Raw genomic sequence first — 15,534 nt, 5'->3', positions numbered from 1 at the left:
ACTCGATACACAGATCGGTTTACTTTTCCGGAAGGACTCCCCCATGACCGACATCACCGGACGCGTCGCCCTCGTCACCGGCGCCAACCGCGGCCTCGGCGCCGCCTTCGTCGCCGAGCTCCTCGAGCGCGGAGCCGCCAAGGTCTACGCCGCCGCGCGCCGCCCAGAGACGATCGCCACGGACGACCCGCGCGTGGTCCCGCTCGCGCTCGACGTGACCGACCCGAAGAGCATCGCCGCTGCCGCGGAGGCGGCCCCCGACGTCACCATCCTCGTGAACAACGCGGGGATCGCGGCGAACCAGTCGCTGGTCACCGGCGACCTGGACGAGGTCCGGCGCGAGCTCGACACCAACTACTGGGGACCTGTCCTCCTCACGCGTGCCTTCGCCCCGGCGATCGAGGCGAACGGCGGCGGCGCGATCGTCACCATGCACTCGGCCCTCAGCTGGCTGGCGACCGGCTCGTACAGCGCGTCGAAGGCCGCGATGTGGTCCGCGAGCAACTCGACCCGCGTGGAGCTGGCGCCCCGCGGCATCCAGGTCGTCGGCGTCCACGTCGGCTACGTCGACACCGACATGGCCGCGGACGTCACGGCGGACAAGGTGCCGCCGCAGCAGGTCGTCGCCGAGGCGCTCGACGCCGTGCAGGCCGGCGACGCCGAGGCGATCGTCGGCGACGTCGCGCGCCACGTGAAGTCGCGGCTGCACGAGGACGTCCGCGTGCTCTACCCCCAGCTGGCCAGGTAGGCCTCGCCGCCGAACCCCTCCGGCCGGATGCCCCAGCTCACGGTCCAGGTCTCGCCCGGCTCCAGCCAGCGCAGACCCGTTCCGGAGTTGAGGGCGTTCGCCGGAGCGGTCATCGGCTGGATCGCGAGGGCGACTCCCCCGGGTTTCGTCGCGAAGGACCGGTGCGTGAACACCTGAACGTAGCGGAAGGCGTCGTCGCCCCACAGCACGACCCGGCGCCCGTCGTCGGCAGCGAGCACGTGCTCCACCGGCCCGTCCGGCAGGTCGGCGAACCCGGTGTCGAGGTCGAGGTCGCTGACGCGACGGCCGGCCGAGAGGTCGAAGTCGGTCCCCTCGACCGGCAGCTGGGCGACGACGTTGCTGCGAGCGTCCACCTCGAAGCGCGAGCGCGCCGCGACCGTGACCGTGAGCTGCTCCGGCGTCACGTCGGCGATCCGGAGGTACGGATGCGCACCGACCGCGACCGGCGCCGGCCGGTCGCCCGCGTTGACGATCGCGTGGGTGACCTGGAGGCCGTCGGTGTGCAGCTCGTGCGTCACGGACGTCTCGAGCAGGAACGGATACCCCGGCTCCGGGAAGATCGTGGCGGACTGCGTCACGGTCGAGTCGGTGCGGTCGACCAGCTCGTACGGGCGGCGGCGGAGCAGGCCGTGGATGGCGTTCCGTTTGGCCGGCTCGGTCAGGTCGAGCTGACGCGGCTCCCCGTCGAGCTCCCAGCGGCCGTCGGCGACCCTGTTCGGCCACGGCACCAGCACGATCCCGCACGCCGACGGCGGCTGCTCGTGGACCCCGTACGGCTCGGTGAGGTCCGACTCGGCGAAGCGGAGCGACCGGATGCCGGCGCCCACCTGCGTGATCGTGGCGCTCAGGTCGCCGAAGTCGAGCTCGTACTGTTCGCCGGTCGCTGGTCGCATGCCACCAGGGTAGGCCTCAGGCGACGACGACAGGGAGACCCGCATCCCGCAACGCCTCGACGTCCTCCGGCGCAGCCGATATCCCCGTGACGAGCTCGGCGACCTCGCCGAGGGCGGCGATGCGGCCCAGGTGCGTGCGGCCGAGCTTGCTGCCGTCGGCCACCACGACCGCGCGCTCGGCGGAGCCCACCATCACGCGTTTGAGGTCCGCCTCTGGCAGGTTCACGTTGGTGATGCCGCCCGTCGGGTGGACGCCGGTGCAGCCGATGAAGGCCAGGTCGGCGTGGACGCGCTCCAGCAGCACGGCCGCGAGCGGCTCGACCAGCGAGTGCTGCAGGGGGCGGAGTGTGCCGCCGGTGACGACGACGTCGAAGCGCGGGATGGCGCGCTCCAGTTCGAGCGCGATGGTGAGCCCGTTGGTGATCACCGTCACCTGCTCCAGGTCCTCCCGCTCGACGAGCGCCCGCGCGATCGCCGTGGTCGTGGTGCCGACATCCAGGAGGACGCTGCTCCCGGAGGCGACCATGGCCGCCGCGGCCTGACCGATGCGGCGCTTCTCGTCCGCGGACGACTCCAGGGCCTCCTCGAAGCTGGCCTCGCGCATCCCGGCGGTCCTGAGCACCGCCCCGCCGTGGACACGCCGGATGCTCTGCTCGCGGTCGAGCGCGTCGAGGTCGCTGCGCACGGTGACGTCGGAGACCTGGAACGCCTCGCTGAGATCGGAGACGCGAGCGAAGCCGGCACGGCCGATCAGCTCCAGCATCCGCTCGCGGCGGAGCGCGGCGGGCAGCGGTTCGCTCATCCGCCCATGGTGGAACGCTTGCGGATTCTTGTCAATACGAAAGCATCCGCGTATCCTTCCTTTCGGAAACGAAAGGAACGCATGGCCGCGATCACGAAGCGTCCCACCCGTCTCTCCGACGGCCGGGAGCTCATCTACTACGACGACGCCGACACGGCCCTGTCGCCGGCGCGCAAGCCGGACGGCCGGGAGCCGGCCCCTCGTCCCGCGACCGCCACCATGCGGCAGGACCCGCTCACCGGCGAGTGGGTCTCGATCGCCGCAGCGCGGCAGAACCGCGTCATGCTCCCCCCGGCCGAGCTCGACCCACTCGCCCCCGCGACGCCGACCAACCCGTCGGAGATCCCCGACCTGTACGACGTCGCCGTCTTCGAGAACAAGTCGCCGTCGTTCGGTCCGCTGCTCGAGGACGGCAACGCACCCGAGGGCATCGAGGACCTCGCGCAGGTCGGCCTGGAACGCACCCGCGCCTCCGTCGGCCGCTGCGAGGTCGTCTGCTTCAGCCCGGCCACCGCCGGCGCGTTCGGGAGCCTCACACCGTCCCGCGCCCGGACGGTCATCGAGGCGTGGGCCGACCGGACCGCCGCGCTCTCCGCGCTTCCGGGCGTGCGCCAGGTCTTCCCGTTCGAGAACCGCGGCGAGGCGATCGGCGTCACGCTGCACCACCCGCACGGCCAGATCTACGCCTACCCGTACATCACCCCGCGCACCTCCGCCCTCATCCGCTCGCTCGACTCCTACGGGCCGACGCTGTTCGCCGACATCCTGGAGCGCGAGCGGGCGTCCGAGCGCGTGGTGCTCGCGGGCGAGCACTGGACCGCGTTCGTGCCGTTCGCCGCGCGCTGGCCGATCGAGATCCACGTGCTCCCCCACCGCCATGTCGCCGATCTGACCGAGACGAGCGCCGCCGAGCGCGACGAGCTCGCGACGCTGTACCTGCGCGTGCTCCGCGGGGTGGACGCGCTCTACGACTCCCCCACGCCGTACATCGCCGCGTGGCACCAGGCGCCGGTCGGCGTGCGTCGGGACGAGATCCGGCTCATGCTGCAGCTGACCTCGCCCCGCCGCGGCGCGGATAAGCTGAAGTTCCTGGCCGGCTCCGAGGCCGCCATGGGCGCCTGGGTGGGCGACATCCCGCCGGAGCGGGCCGCCGCCGCCCTGCGCGACGCCGTCGCGAAGGCGGACCGCGAGAATCCGGTCGGCGAGCTGCCCGTCTCCGTCACGGGGCTCGTGACCGAGCCCGTCGCCCCCGCATCCACGACCGACCGAGAGGCTGACCGATGACCGACCTGCGCACGGGTGTCCGCGACGACTTCGCCGAGGTGTTCGGCCGCGAGCCCGACGGTGTGTGGTCGGCTCCCGGCCGCGTCAACCTGATCGGCGAGCACACCGACTACAACCTCGGCTTCGTGCTTCCCTTCGCGATCAACCGCCGGACGGTCGCGGCCGTCGGAGCGCGAGACGACCGCATGCTGCGCGTCGGGAGCACGTTCGCCGACGAGCTGGTGGAGGTGTCCCTCGACGAGCTCCGCCCGGAGGTGCTGAGCGGCTGGTCGGCCTACCCGCTCGGCGTCGCCTGGGCTCTCGGCGAGTTCGGGGCCGACCTGCAGGCTGTGCCCGGGGTCGACATCCTGCTCGACTCCAACGTGCCGGTCGGCGCCGGGCTCTCGTCGTCCGCCGCGATCGAGAGCGCCGTGCTGGTGGCGCTCGACGAGCTCTGGCGGCTCGGCTTCGACCGCCGCACGCTCGCGCGGGTGGGGCAGCGCGCCGAGAACGTCGCCGTCGGCGCCCCGACCGGGATCATGGACCAGTCCGCCTCGCTCCTCGGCCGGCGCGACGCGGCCGTCTTCCTGGACTGCCGCTCGCTTGAGTCGCAGATCGTGCCGCTCGGCCTCGAGGAGGCCGGGCTCGAGATCCTCATCATCGACACCGGCGTCACGCACGCCCACGCGACCGGCGGGTACGCCGACCGGCGCGCCTCCTGCGAGGAGGGCGCTCGTGTGCTCGGCGTCGAGGCACTGCGGGACGTGTCGGTCGCCGACCTGGACCGCGCGCGCGAGGTGCTCGACGACGTGACGTTCCGTCGCGTCCGCCACATCGTCACCGAGGACCAGCGCGTGCTCGACACCGTGCGCACCCTGCGCGAGCAAGGCCCGCGGGCGATCGGCGAGCTGCTCGACGCCTCCCACGTCTCGATGCGGGACGACTTCGAGATCTCGGTGCCGGAACTCGACCTCGCCGTCGAGACCGCGCAGGCGAACGGTGCCATCGGCGCGCGCATGACCGGCGGCGGCTTCGGCGGCTCGGCCATCGCGCTGGTCCCGTCGGACGCGGTCAGCCGGGTGCAGGTCGCCCTGGACGGCGCCTTCGCCGAGCACGCCTTCGCCGCCCCCGACGTGTTCACCGTCGCGGCCTCCGAGGGCGCCCGCCGCGAGAGCTGACGCCGAGGTGTTGTTCACCTGGGGTTCACCGGGGGTTGGCAGAGTGGGGCCTGTGATGGGGGATGCTGCGCCGGAGGTGACCTGGCTGGACGCGGACACGGTCCAGGTGCGCCAGCCGAAGCTCTCGCACTGGGAGGCGCCCTTCCTGTTCCTGCTCTTCGGCCGCGAGCGCGCGCTGCTCATCGACACCGGTGCGACCACCGACGAGTCCGTCTTCCCGCTCCGCGCGACCGTCGAGGGGCTCATCGCCGAGTGGCTGCGCCGCAATCCCGTCGTGTTCGTCCGGCCCTATCCGCTCGTGGTCGCGCACTCGCACGCGCACCGCGACCACATCGCCGGCGACGCGCTGCTGCGGGACCGGCCGGGCACCACGGTCGTCGGGACCAGCCCCGCCGAAGTGATCGGCTTCTTCGGCTTCCGCTCGTGGCCGGACGACACGGTCGCGTTCGACCTCGGCCGCCGCGTCGTCGACGTCATCGGCGGCCCGGGCCACGAGCCCTCCGCCGTCGTGTTCTTCGACCGCCGCACCGGCATCCTGTTCACCGGCGACACGGTGCTCCCGGCGCGGCTGTACGTGCGCGACCTTCCGCAGTACCGGGCGACGATCGAGCGGCTGATCCGGTTCCGTGACGACCCGACGGCTCCCGTGCGGGAGCTACGCGGCGCGCACGTCGAGATGTCCTCCGCGCCAGGCGTCGACTACCCCGCGGGCACGGTCGAGCAGCCGGACGAGGCGCCCCTGCCGCTGCGGCCGGGCATCCTGGACCGCGTGCTCGCGGCGCTCGGCGAGCTGCGCGGCGAGCCGGGCGAGCGCGTCGTGCGCAAGCGGTTCGTGGTGGTGTTCGAGGGCTAAGGGCTGCGCGGCCGACCGCCGAGGAGGGTCAGCGTGAGTCCGCCGACGATCGCCGCGTACGTCGCGGCTGACAGGGCGAAGTCGCCGTTGTCGCTCCTCACGGTCCCCCGGCCGTCGGCTCGGCGCCAGTCGCAGACGCTGCCGAGCGGCCAGAAGCTCCGCTGTTCGCGGACCACCGCCGGGGTCTCCGAGACCACGGCGCCGGGAGGTGCAGTGCCGAAGCGGGAGCACGGGTTCTTCCATGCCGCACCCAGCTGCATCACGCCGGCGTACAGTCCGAATCCGACCAAGAGAACGCCGACGGTGACGGCGAGCGTACGGCGGGTGGACGACCTCATGCGTCGACGGTAACGGCGAGCACCGTCCTGGATCGTCCGCCTCCGGTCGGACGCGGCTCCGTCGTCAGGCCGACGCCGGCCCCGGCTCCACCGGCCCCGGCTCCACCGGCCCGGGCTCGCCGCCGGTGAGGCGGACCAGCTCGTCGAACGTGGTCGGGAACACCGTGTGCGCGTGGCCCGCCGCGGCCCAGACCTCCGGGTAGCCGGCGAGCGCCACATCCACCACGGTCCGCAGCGGCGCCGGGTGGCCGACGGGTGCGACGCCGCCGATCGTCTGGCCGGTCGCCGCCTTCACGGTGTCGGCGTCGGCGCGGCGGATGCGGCCACCGAGCCGCTCGCCGAGGAACTGCGTGTCGACGCGGTGCGCGCCGGAGGTCATCACGAGCAGCGGGTCCCCGTCGATGGTGAAGACGAGGGAGTTGGCGATCGCGCCGACCTCCACGCCCAGCTCCGCGGCGGCTGCGACGGCGGTCGGCGTCGCGGTCTCGAACCACCGCACCCGCGGCTCCACCCCGGCCGCGAGCAGCGCCGCCTCGACGCGCTCGACGGCCGGATGCGTGCGCTCGGCGTCGGTCACGCCAGCTCCCGCTCCGCGGACTCGACGACATTCTGCAGCAGGAGCGCGCGGGTCATCGGCCCGACGCCGCCCGGGTTGGGCGACACCCAGGAGGCGACCTCGGCCACATCCGGAGCCACGTCGCCCGCGACGACGCTCTTGCCGGTCACCGGGTCCTCCACGCGGCTGACGCCGACGTCGAGCACGATCGCGCCCGGCTTGACGTTCGCGGCAGTGACGAGGCCCGCGACGCCCGCCGCCGCGACGATGATGTCTGCGCGGCGAAGGTGGGCGTCGAGGTCGCGGGTGCCGGTGTGGGTGAGGGTGACGGTCGCGTTGAGCTCGCGGCGGGTGAGCAGCGAGCCGATCGGGCGGCCGACGGTGACGCCGCGGCCGACGACCACGACGTCCTTGCCGCGGATGTCGATGTCGTGGCGCAGCATCAGCTCGATGACTCCGCGCGGGGTGCACGGGAGCGGGGAGGTGATCGGGCGGTTCACGTTCAGCACCAGGCGGCCGAGGTTCGTGGGGTGGAGGCCGTCGGCGTCCTTCGCCGGGTCGACCAGCTCCAGGATCGCATCGGTGTCGAGGTGCCCGGGGAGCGGGAGCTGCACGATGAAGCCGGTGCAGTCCGGGTCGGCGTTGAGCTCCTCGACGACGGCCTCGAGCTCGGCCTGCGAGATGTCGGCGGGCAGGTCGCGGCGGATGGATGCGATGCCCACCTCTGCGCAGTCGCGGTGCTTGCCCGCGACGTACCACTGCGAGCCCGGGTCATCCCCGACGAGGATGGTGCCGAGCCCGGGGACGACGCCCTTCTCTCGCAGGGCGCTGACGCGCTCCTTCAGCTCCGCCTTGATCTCGGCGGCGGTCGCCTTCCCGTCCAGAATCCGTGCCGTCACGCTTTGCCTTTCATCCATTCCTCGCTTAATCCGCGTTTCAGGCACGAAACAGCGGAATAAGCGAGCAAGCGATTGTGGGGTGGGTCAGATCGAGGAGGGGAGCTCGACCGGGAAGCCCTCCTGGCCGGACGGGGTCAGGCCGGGGTAGAGCGGGAAGGCCGCGGTCAGAGCGTCGACGCGCGCGCGGAGGGCACGGGTGTCGGCGCCGGGGCGCAGCGCGAGGGCGATGATATCGGCCACCTCGGTGAACTCGGTGTCGCCGAAGCCGCGGGTCGCGAGCGCCGGCGTGCCGATGCGGAGGCCGGAGGTCACCATCGGCGGGCGCGGGTCGAAGGGCACCGCATTGCGGTTCACGGTGATGCCGACCTCGTGCAGCACGTCCTCCGCCTGCTGGCCGTCGAGCTCCGAGGTGCGCAGGTCGGCGAGCACCAGGTGCACGTCGGTGCCTCCGGTGAGCACGTCGACGCCTGCGGCGCGGGAGTCCTCGGCGGTCAGGCGCTCGGCCAGGAGCTGCGCGCCGCGGATGGTGCGCTGCTGGCGGTCCTTGAACTCCTCCGTCGCGGCGAGCTTGAACGCGGTCGCCTTGGCCGCGATCACGTGCATGAGCGGTCCGCCCTGCTGGCCGGGGAAGACGTTGGAGTTGAGCTTCTTGGCGAGCTCCGTGTCGCGGCTGACGATGAAGCCGGAACGCGGGCCGCCGATGGTCTTGTGCACCGTGGAGCTGACGACGTCGGCGAACGGCACGGGCGACGGGTGGAGACCGGCGGCGACGAGGCCGGCGAAGTGCGCCATGTCGACCCAGAGCTTGGCGCCCACCTCGTCCGCGATCTCGCGGAAGGCGGCGAAGTCGAGCTGGCGCGGGTAGGCGGACCAGCCGGCGATGATGACCTGCGGCTTGTGCTCCAGCGCCTTGTCGCGCACGACGTTCATGTCGACGAGGAAGGTCTCCGGGTCGACGCCGTACGACACGGCGTTGTAGAGCTTGCCGGAGAAGTTGAGCTTCATCCCGTGGGTGAGGTGGCCGCCGTGGGCGAGCTCCAGGCCCAGGATGGTGTCGCCCGGCGTCGCGATCGCCGACAGCACTGCGGCGTTGGCCGAGGCGCCGGAGTGCGGCTGGACGTTGGCGTACTCGGCGCCGAACAGGGCCTTCGCCCGGTCGATCGCCAGCTGCTCCGCGATGTCGACGTACTCGCAGCCGCCGTAGTAGCGGCGGCCCGGGTAGCCCTCGGCGTACTTGTTGGTGAGCACCGAGCCGACCGCTTCGAGCACCGCGCGCGGCACGAAGTTCTCGGAGGCGATCATCTCGAGGTAGTCGCGCTGGCGACCGAGCTCGAGCTGCAGCACCTCGGCGATCTCCGGGTCGACCTCGGAGAGCGGGGCGGTGAAGGTGGAGGGCAACGTGTCGGTCAAAACCGGCTCCTTCGGACAGGGGTGGACCATCTGCGTATCGACCCAGGCGCGCGGCCGAATCCACCCGTGTTCAAGGAGGTTGCGTGTCGCTCCCCGATGGTGACCATCTGAGCGCCAGTTGCGACCTGGCCAGCATAGCAAAGCGGGCCGGGGGCGGAACCCTTGCCCATAAGTAAAGGCTCCTGCAATACTCGCTGTGGCCGACCCTCGTGGGGCGGGCGACGTCGGCCCCCAGTCCCCGACGTGCAAGGAGCCAGCGTGGTCGTGCCCCGCCCTGTCCGCATGGACCAGCTGGATGCCGCCCCCTTCACCCTCTCCCCCGCCGCCCGCATCAGCGTGGCCGGGCCTGGCGCCCACGACGTCGCCGTTCTGCTGCGCGCAGAACTCGCGACGGATTGCGGCCGCGAGCCCGAGATCGTGGACGAGCCTCCGGCATTCGGCGACATCGCCATCGTGATCGCGCCGGGCGAGGGGCCGCACGCGGACGGCTCCGACAGCGAGGAGGGCTACACGCTCGAGGTCGCCGCAGAGGGCGTGCGCATCGGCGCGGCCACCCCGGCCGGCGCGTTCTGGGGTGTGCAGACTCTCCGGCAGCTGCTGCCCGCGGCCGGCGGCGACGCGCTCGCGATCGACGCGGTGAGCGTCCACGATCATCCCCGCTTCCGATACCGCGGGGCGATGCTGGATGTGGCCCGCCACTTCTTCACGCCCGCCGAGGTCGAACGGTTCATCGATGCGATCGTGCTGCTCAAGGTCAACCATCTCCACCTGCACCTGACCGACGACCAGGGCTGGCGCATCCAGATCGAGTCGTGGCCCGACCTGACCCGCATCGGCGGCTCCACCGGCAGCGACGGCAGCCGCGGCGGCTTCTACACGCAGCGCGAGTTCCGCGACCTCGTCGCATATGCCGCGGCCCGGCACGTGACGATCGTGCCGGAGATCGACATGCCCGGGCACACCAACGCCGCGCTCGCGTCGTATCCCGAGCTCACGGCGGACGGCGTCGCGCCGGAGCTCTACACCGGCCGGGAGGTCGGTTTCAGCAGCCTCCTGTCGCGCGACGAGACGACGCGACGGTTCGTTCGCGACGTCGTGCGCGAGGTCGCCGCGCTCACCCCCGGGCCCTTCCTGCATCTGGGCGGCGACGAGGCGCTCAGCACCGCGCCCGGTGACTTCGCCGAGTTCGTTCAGGATGCCGCCGCCGTCATCGCCGCGAACGGCAAGACCCCGGTCGGCTGGCACGAGGTGGGGAAGGTCGAGGGACTTCCCGCGGGGACCGTCGGCCAGTACTGGGACTTCACGACTCCCCGCGACCGCGCGGCCGACCTCGCTCTCGCCTTCGTCCGCAACGGCGGGTCCGTCATCCTGTCGCCCTCGGACGTCGCCTACCTCGACATCGTGTACGAGGACGGCGACCCGATCGGCCAGGACTGGGCCGGCGGTCCGACCACGCTCCGCGACTCCTACGTCTGGGACCCGGCGCGCATCGTGCCCGGGCTCGGCGACGCGCACATCCTCGGCGTCGAGGCGCCGCTGTGGACTGAGACCGTCCCGACCATCGACGACGTCGAGGAGATGGTGTTCCCGCGTCTCGCGGCCGTCGCCGAGATCGGGTGGTCGCCCGCCTCGGCCGACACCGAGCCGGTCGAGGCCGCGCGCGACCTGGAGGAGTTCGCCGAGCGGCTGGCCGCGCTGGCCGAACACTGGGACGCTGCAGGGACGGGCTACCGTCGCGTGCCGGAGGTGCCGTGGCGGCAGCTGGCCACGGAGCCCGGCGCCGGCTGAGCGGACACCGCGCAGGTCACGGGTACCCGATGAACCAGAGCAGCACGAGCGCGACCGGCTGCAGCGCGATGCAGGTCAGCAGCGCGGCCTTCCGCGCCTTCCGGTGGCGCGTCAGCCCGCGGGCGCCGGCCAGCGGCGCGAGCGGCAGCAGCAGCCGGAACGTGCTCTGCTGCGGGAGGAACACCGCGAACAGGTAGAGCCCGTAGCTCGCCGCGTACGCGATCACCTCGGTGCCGAGGGCGCGCACGGAGGGCCGGGTCAGGATCCAGGTGTAGCCGGCGACGATCCCGATCACGATCAGCGCGCCGAGGATGCTCAGGTACCGCCAACTGAGCAGGAACCACGGGGTCAGCGGGACGAACGCGACGTTGCCGATGAAGCCGGTCCACCACGACAGCTCGGTGCTGACGTACGCGTCGCCCGTACCGGTGACGACCGCGGCGATGATCGGCCACGCCATCCCGGCGACCGCCATCAGAGCCCCGGTGACGAGCATGGTGAGCTGCTCGCGGGGCCGGAACGTCTCAGCGCCGCGGCGGGCTCTCACGAAACGCACGACGAGGACGATGGCGAGAGCCAGCGGCAGCGCGAGCGCGCCGGGCCGCGTGAACGCCGCGGCCACCCCGAACGGCAGCATCACCCAGTAGCGGCGGTGGATCATGGCGAGCAGTGCGGCGAACATCAGGAAGAAGAACAGCGTCTCGGCGTACGCGATCTGCAGCACGAAGGACAGCGGGCTGAAGCAGAAGAACGCCGTCGCCCAGAACGCGCTCGACACTCCCGCGCGGGCCGCCACGAGGCGGAACAGCACGACGCTCGCCGCCGCCCCGAACACGATCGCCACGGTGAAGCCGGCCGGATAGAAGCCGAGACCGGTGACGAACATCAGCCCGCGCACGATCAGCGGGAACAGCGGGAGGAACGCCCACGGGTTCTGCTGCACCGAGCCGTCGCTGTCGAGCGGGAGCGAGGTCGGGTAGCCCTGCTCGACGATCTGGCTGTAGTAGGAGCCGTCCCACGAGCCGGAGAACGTGAAGAACGTCGGGTTCATCCGGGGACTGGCGAACTCCCAGTGCCCGACCGTGGCGGCGATGAACAGCGCGAGCATCAGCGCCGTCGTCAGCAGCCGCGAGACGGCATAGAGGACCAGGACGGCCGCCCACCACGGGACCTCGCGGCCGGCGAAGCGCAGCCGGCGCGGAACTCCCAGCGGTTCGGGGGCGACCGGTCGCCTGGTGCTCGTCGTGCCCGCTGTCATCGTCCCATCCGGTTCGGCCGTCCGCTGTACGCCTCTTGGATGGTACCCGTCGGGACGGGTCCGCGGGCACGGGTTGACGCGGCGCCGGGATCAGGGACGGCGCTCCATGCGGCCCACGATCGCGACGAGCACGACCGACACGAGCAGCAGCCCGACGTAGCACCACGGCAGCACCATGAGCCCGCCCGCGTCGAAGATGAGCGAGCCGACCAGTGCGCCGCCGCCGATCCCGATGTTGAACGAGGTCGTGTACAGCGCGCTCGCGGTGTCGCGGAACGCCGGCGACGAGGTGTGCAGGAGACGCGTCTGCAGCAGCGGCGGGAGCGCGCCGAAGGCCAGGCCCCAGAGCAGGAACGCGACCAGGGCGGCGACCGGCTGCGCGGCGACCAGGGCGAGCACCGCGACGGACAGCCCGGTGACCAGCAGCGTCACGATCAGCCCCAGCTGCGGACGCGGACCGAGCACGGACCCCGCGAGCAGCAGGCCGCCCGCTCCGGCGATGCCGTAGACGAAGAGCAGGGCTCCGACGTTCCCCGCGGGCACGCCCATCGGCCCGGTGAGGAAGGGCACGACGAACGTGTAGAAGGCATAGTGGCCGACCATCGTCACGGCCGCGATCCCGCACACCATGACGACCGCGGGGATGCTGCGGTCGCGCACCCGAGGCGCCGAGCGGTCCCGGCGGCGGGGCGACGCGCCGTCCGCATCCCGCTGCACAGCGGGGAGGAACCGCCAGATGACCAGCGCGCCCACGACCATCAGACCGGCCAGCAGCCCGAACGACAGCCGCCAGCCGAAGACGTGCCCCGCGAAGGTGCCGAGCGGCACGCCGAGCACGAAGGCGAGCGTCCCGCCGCCCAGCGTGATCGACACCGCGCGGCCGATCTGCTCCTTCGGCACCAGGTGCCCGGCGTAGGCGCCGACGATCGACCAGAACATGCCATGCGCGACTCCTCCGAGGATGCGCGAGCCGACGACGAACTCGTAGCTCGGCGCGATCGCGGTGAGCCCGTTCGAGACGGCGAGCACCACCAGGATGCCGATCAGCAGCCCGTGCCGCGGCCAGCGCCGGGTGAGCGCGGTGAGAGGCGTGCTCGTCACCACGACCGTGAACGCGAACACGGTCACCAGCAGGCCGATCTGCGCCTCGCTCACCCCGAGGGAGGCACTCATGTCGGGCAGGAGCCCGGTCGGGATCATCTCGCTGGTCACCGAGAGGAAGGTGGCGGCGGCGAGGGCGATCAGCCCCGTCCAGGGGAATTTCGGCGCGACGCGCGCCGGGGTCGTCGAAGTGGCAGTCATACCGGATCTGTCCAACGGATGGCGTTCCCCGGCCATTCCGCGCGGTGCGCGTCCCGGAGTCGCCGGGGGGAATGGCGGGTCGACTACGCGCCGATGTGCGCGCCCAGGGCCGTGCGGGAACCGCCGACCACTCCCGATTCTACCGGAGGCCGTCAAGCACGGCGGCGGTGTCCGTGATCTCGATCAAGGGGGCGTACAGGGCCATCGCATCCAGGGCACGCCGGTGGTCGTCGTCGCTCAGGCCGGCGCAGGCGTCCGCGGCCACCCGGATGTGCACGCCCGCGTCGGCGGCGCCGAGGGCCGTGCTGAGCACGCAGCAGTCGGTGGAGACACCGGCGAGCACCACCTCCGCCGAGCCGCGCAGCGCCTCCCGCAGCGACGGGCCCCACTTGCCGAAGGTCGGCTCGGTGACGACCGCGTGGCCCGTGTCGCGGAACGCGAGCACCAGGTCGTAGATCGGGTCGTCCGCGGGGACGAGCGCGAACGGCCACTGCTCGTAGTACGGCACCCAGGCGCCTTCCGGACGCTCGGGCGCGCTGAAGCGCGTGAAGACGACGCGGTCGCCGAACGCGGGCACGAGGCCCGCGATGGCCGCCTCCGCCTCGGCGAACCGCGGCGTGAACCACGCGCTCGCCGGATCGCCGAACACCTGCTGCATGTCGACGACCACGAGGGTCGCGTCGTCGGTCACCGCTGCTCCTGGCGTCGCACGGCGTTCCGCGAGAAGAGCAGGGTGCCGAGGTAGCCGATCACGAGGGCGACGAGCACGCCGAGGTTGGCGAACGCCCAGTCCCCCTGCTTGCCGCCGATCGGACCGAGAAGGTAACCCTGCCAGCTCAGCCAGTCGGCGTAGGTGTTCGTCACCAGGCCCCAGCCGATCGCCGTGCCGATGACGATGAGCGCGATCGGCAGCCAGCGCACGGACCCGTAGCGCCCGTTCCTGTCGTACAGCTCGGCCTCCGCGTAGTCGCGCTTGCGCAGCTGGATGTCGGCCACGAAGATGCCGCACCACGCCGCGATCGGCACGCCCAGGGTGATGAGGAAGCCCTGGAACGGCCCGATGAAGTCGGTGGCGAAGAGCACGACGTAGATGGCGCCGGCGGTCATGATGACGCCGTCGATGCCTGCCGCGACGTACCGCGGCACGCGAACGCCCACGCTCAGCAGCGCCAGCCCGGAGGAGTAGATGTCGAGCACCGCGCCGCCGACGAGGCCGAGCACGGCGACGATCACGAACGGCACCAGGAACCAGGTCGGGAGCAGCGTGGCGAGCGCGCCGATCGGGTCCGCCCCGATCGCCTGACTCAGCTTCGTGGACGACCCGGCGAGCAGGATGCCGAAGATCAGAAGGATGACGGGCGCGAGGGAGGAGCCGAACGTCGTCCACCCCACCACCGCTCCGCTGCGGGAGGAGCGCGGAAGGTAGCGGGAGTAGTCCGCCGCCGCGTTCACCCAGCCGAGCCCGAAACCGGTGAGCATGAAGACGAACCCGCCGATCACGTGAGGCGTGTCGCCGGCGGGGAGCGCGGCGACCGCACCGAGGTCGATGTGGTTCAGCACGAGCAGGATGTAGAGGACCGTGAGCACGCCGGTCACGATCGTGATCACCATCTGCATGCGCATGATCAGGTGGAAGCCGACCACCCCGCCGACGATGACGAGAGCCACGACGACGATGAGCGCCACCAGCTTGGTGACGATGCCGCCCTCCCAGCCGAGCTGCTGGAACACCGTCGCGGTGGCGAGCGCCGCGAGGGAGACGAGCACCGTCTCCCAGCCGACCGTCAGGAGCCAGGACAGGAACGACGGGACGCGGTTGCCCTCGACTCCGAACACGGCCCGGCTGAGCACCATCGTCGGGGCCGAGCCGCGCTTGCCCGCGAGCGCGATGACCCCGCACAGCAGGAAGGAGGCGACGATGCCGACCACGCCGATGATGGTCGCCTGCCAGAACGAGATGCCGAAGCCGAGCAGGAACGAGCCGTAGCTGAGCCCGAACACCGACACGTTCGCGCCGAACCATGGCCAGAACAGGTCGCGCGGCCGTCCCTTCCGCTCGCTCTCGTGGATGGTGTTGAGCCCGTTGAGCTCGACGTTGAAGGCGGACGCCGCGCCGGTCCGGGCGTCGGGCGTGTCCTCGCCGGTGGTGGTCATGCACCGATCGTGGTGCACGCTGCGGCGATCGTCAACATCCGACGCGCCTAAGGCCGCCCAGGGGTTCAGGA

General features: G+C 71.9%; 15 protein-coding genes and 1 riboswitch. Of the genes, 5 read left to right on the top strand and 10 right to left on the bottom strand.

The annotated features are described in order from the left end of the window. Nucleotides 1-43 precede the first annotated feature (43 nt). Nucleotides 44-748 carry an SDR family oxidoreductase gene (locus P5G59_RS10025; RefSeq protein WP_301218498.1) on the top strand — a complete coding sequence of 235 codons (705 nt, stop codon included), beginning with the start codon at nt 44-46 and terminating at the stop codon, nt 746-748. On the opposite strand, the gene P5G59_RS10020 is transcribed toward P5G59_RS10025, so the two are convergent. Together P5G59_RS10020 and P5G59_RS10015 are read right to left on the bottom strand one after the other, a co-directional pair. Beyond that, entirely contained in the window at nt 727-1,662 is a 936-nt protein-coding gene (locus tag P5G59_RS10020; protein ID WP_301218496.1) for an aldose 1-epimerase family protein, read from the bottom strand. The two genes, P5G59_RS10025 and P5G59_RS10020, sit on opposite strands and share 22 nt — an antisense overlap. A 16-nt stretch (nt 1,663-1,678) precedes the next feature. Next, nucleotides 1,679-2,464, bottom strand: a complete 786-nt coding sequence (locus P5G59_RS10015) for a DeoR/GlpR family DNA-binding transcription regulator (protein ID WP_301218494.1) — start codon at nt 2,462-2,464, stop codon at nt 1,679-1,681. An 81-nt stretch (nt 2,465-2,545) separates the two neighbouring features. On the opposite strand from P5G59_RS10015, the gene galT reads away from it, so the two are divergent. Genes galT through P5G59_RS10000 form a run of 3 tightly spaced genes read left to right on the top strand, consistent with a single transcriptional unit; the run spans nt 2,546 to nt 5,758 of the window. Continuing rightward, the gene (gene galT, locus P5G59_RS10010; RefSeq protein WP_301218492.1) at nt 2,546-3,748 is read left to right on the top strand and encodes a galactose-1-phosphate uridylyltransferase; all 1,203 of its coding nucleotides are present in this window, start codon (nt 2,546-2,548) and stop codon (nt 3,746-3,748) included. Continuing rightward, nucleotides 3,745-4,905 carry a galactokinase gene (gene galK / locus P5G59_RS10005; protein WP_301218490.1) on the top strand — a complete coding sequence of 387 codons (1,161 nt, stop codon included), beginning with the start codon at nt 3,745-3,747 and terminating at the stop codon, nt 4,903-4,905. Before galT ends, galK begins: the two co-directional genes overlap by 4 nt. Nucleotides 4,906-4,960: 55 nt before the next feature. Next, nucleotides 4,961-5,758, top strand: a complete 798-nt coding sequence (locus tag P5G59_RS10000; protein WP_301218823.1) for an MBL fold metallo-hydrolase — start codon at nt 4,961-4,963, stop codon at nt 5,756-5,758. Here the strand turns inward: P5G59_RS10000 and P5G59_RS09995 are convergent. The 4 genes from P5G59_RS09995 to glyA all read right to left on the bottom strand — a co-directional run bounded on the left by P5G59_RS09995 (nt 5,755) and on the right by glyA (nt 8,991). Next, nucleotides 5,755-6,096 (bottom strand): hypothetical protein, encoded by a 342-nt coding sequence (locus tag P5G59_RS09995; RefSeq protein WP_301218488.1) that lies wholly within the window; start codon nt 6,094-6,096, stop codon nt 5,755-5,757. The genes P5G59_RS10000 and P5G59_RS09995 overlap by 4 nt on opposite strands. Nucleotides 6,097-6,160: 64 nt before the next feature. After that, nucleotides 6,161-6,673, bottom strand: coding sequence for a YbaK/EbsC family protein (locus tag P5G59_RS09990; protein WP_301218486.1), 513 nt, complete (start codon nt 6,671-6,673; stop codon nt 6,161-6,163). Further along, nucleotides 6,670-7,551: a bifunctional methylenetetrahydrofolate dehydrogenase/methenyltetrahydrofolate cyclohydrolase gene (locus tag P5G59_RS09985; protein WP_301218484.1), complete on the bottom strand. Its 882-nt coding sequence runs from the start codon at nt 7,549-7,551 to the stop codon at nt 6,670-6,672. Before P5G59_RS09985 ends, P5G59_RS09990 begins: the two co-directional genes overlap by 4 nt. An 84-nt stretch (nt 7,552-7,635) precedes the next feature. Next, nucleotides 7,636-8,991: a serine hydroxymethyltransferase gene (gene glyA, locus P5G59_RS09980; protein ID WP_435871253.1), complete on the bottom strand. Its 1,356-nt coding sequence runs from the start codon at nt 8,989-8,991 to the stop codon at nt 7,636-7,638. Nucleotides 8,992-8,994: 3 nt separating this feature from the next. Continuing rightward, nucleotides 8,995-9,093: riboswitch (ZMP/ZTP riboswitch) on the bottom strand. 132 nt (nt 9,094-9,225) lie between these two features. Between glyA and P5G59_RS09975 the strand changes: the two genes are divergently transcribed. After that, nucleotides 9,226-10,749: a family 20 glycosylhydrolase gene (locus tag P5G59_RS09975; protein ID WP_301218480.1), complete on the top strand. Its 1,524-nt coding sequence runs from the start codon at nt 9,226-9,228 to the stop codon at nt 10,747-10,749. A gap of 16 nt (nt 10,750-10,765) precedes the next feature. On the opposite strand, the gene P5G59_RS09970 is transcribed toward P5G59_RS09975, so the two are convergent. From P5G59_RS09970 to P5G59_RS09955, 4 genes are all read right to left on the bottom strand, one after another. Then, a complete protein-coding gene (locus P5G59_RS09970) occupies nt 10,766-12,007 on the bottom strand; it encodes a glycosyltransferase family protein (RefSeq protein WP_301218478.1) in 1,242 nt (413 codons plus the stop codon). Nucleotides 12,008-12,097: 90 nt separating this feature from the next. Beyond that, nucleotides 12,098-13,309 (bottom strand): MFS transporter, encoded by a 1,212-nt coding sequence (locus tag P5G59_RS09965; protein ID WP_301218476.1) that lies wholly within the window; start codon nt 13,307-13,309, stop codon nt 12,098-12,100. A gap of 139 nt (nt 13,310-13,448) precedes the next feature. Continuing rightward, on the bottom strand, nt 13,449-14,000 hold the full coding sequence (locus tag P5G59_RS09960; RefSeq protein WP_301218474.1) for a cysteine hydrolase family protein: 552 nt from the start codon (nt 13,998-14,000) through the stop codon (nt 13,449-13,451). After that, nucleotides 13,997-15,463 carry a purine-cytosine permease family protein gene (locus P5G59_RS09955; RefSeq protein ID WP_301218821.1) on the bottom strand — a complete coding sequence of 489 codons (1,467 nt, stop codon included), beginning with the start codon at nt 15,461-15,463 and terminating at the stop codon, nt 13,997-13,999. Before P5G59_RS09955 ends, P5G59_RS09960 begins: the two co-directional genes overlap by 4 nt. Nucleotides 15,464-15,534: the final 71 nt, after the last annotated feature.

Source organism: Leifsonia virtsii, assembly GCF_030433675.1.
GTDB classification, from domain to species: domain Bacteria; phylum Actinomycetota; class Actinomycetes; order Actinomycetales; family Microbacteriaceae; genus Leifsonia; species Leifsonia virtsii.
This window is presented reverse-complemented; position numbering and strand designations above follow the sequence as displayed.

Bases quoted from the DNA above. Each gene is read 5' to 3' on its own strand.
- P5G59_RS10020 (WP_301218496.1), bottom strand. From the start codon at position 1,662: ATGCGACCAGCGACCGGCGAACAGTACGAGCTCGACTTCGGCGACCTG.
- glyA (WP_435871253.1), bottom strand. From the start codon at position 8,991: ATGGTCCACCCCTGTCCGAAGGAGCCGGTTTTGACCGACACGTTGCCC.
- P5G59_RS09965 (WP_301218476.1), bottom strand. From the start codon at position 13,309: ATGACTGCCACTTCGACGACCCCGGCGCGCGTCGCGCCGAAATTCCCC.
- P5G59_RS09995 (WP_301218488.1), bottom strand. From the start codon at position 6,096: ATGAGGTCGTCCACCCGCCGTACGCTCGCCGTCACCGTCGGCGTTCTC.
- galT (WP_301218492.1), top strand. From the start codon at position 2,546: ATGGCCGCGATCACGAAGCGTCCCACCCGTCTCTCCGACGGCCGGGAG.
- P5G59_RS09955 (WP_301218821.1), bottom strand. From the start codon at position 15,463: ATGACCACCACCGGCGAGGACACGCCCGACGCCCGGACCGGCGCGGCG.
- P5G59_RS10015 (WP_301218494.1), bottom strand. From the start codon at position 2,464: ATGAGCGAACCGCTGCCCGCCGCGCTCCGCCGCGAGCGGATGCTGGAG.
- P5G59_RS10025 (WP_301218498.1), top strand. From the start codon at position 44: ATGACCGACATCACCGGACGCGTCGCCCTCGTCACCGGCGCCAACCGC.
- P5G59_RS09970 (WP_301218478.1), bottom strand. From the start codon at position 12,007: ATGACAGCGGGCACGACGAGCACCAGGCGACCGGTCGCCCCCGAACCG.
- P5G59_RS10000 (WP_301218823.1), top strand. From the start codon at position 4,961: ATGGGGGATGCTGCGCCGGAGGTGACCTGGCTGGACGCGGACACGGTC.
- galK (WP_301218490.1), top strand. From the start codon at position 3,745: ATGACCGACCTGCGCACGGGTGTCCGCGACGACTTCGCCGAGGTGTTC.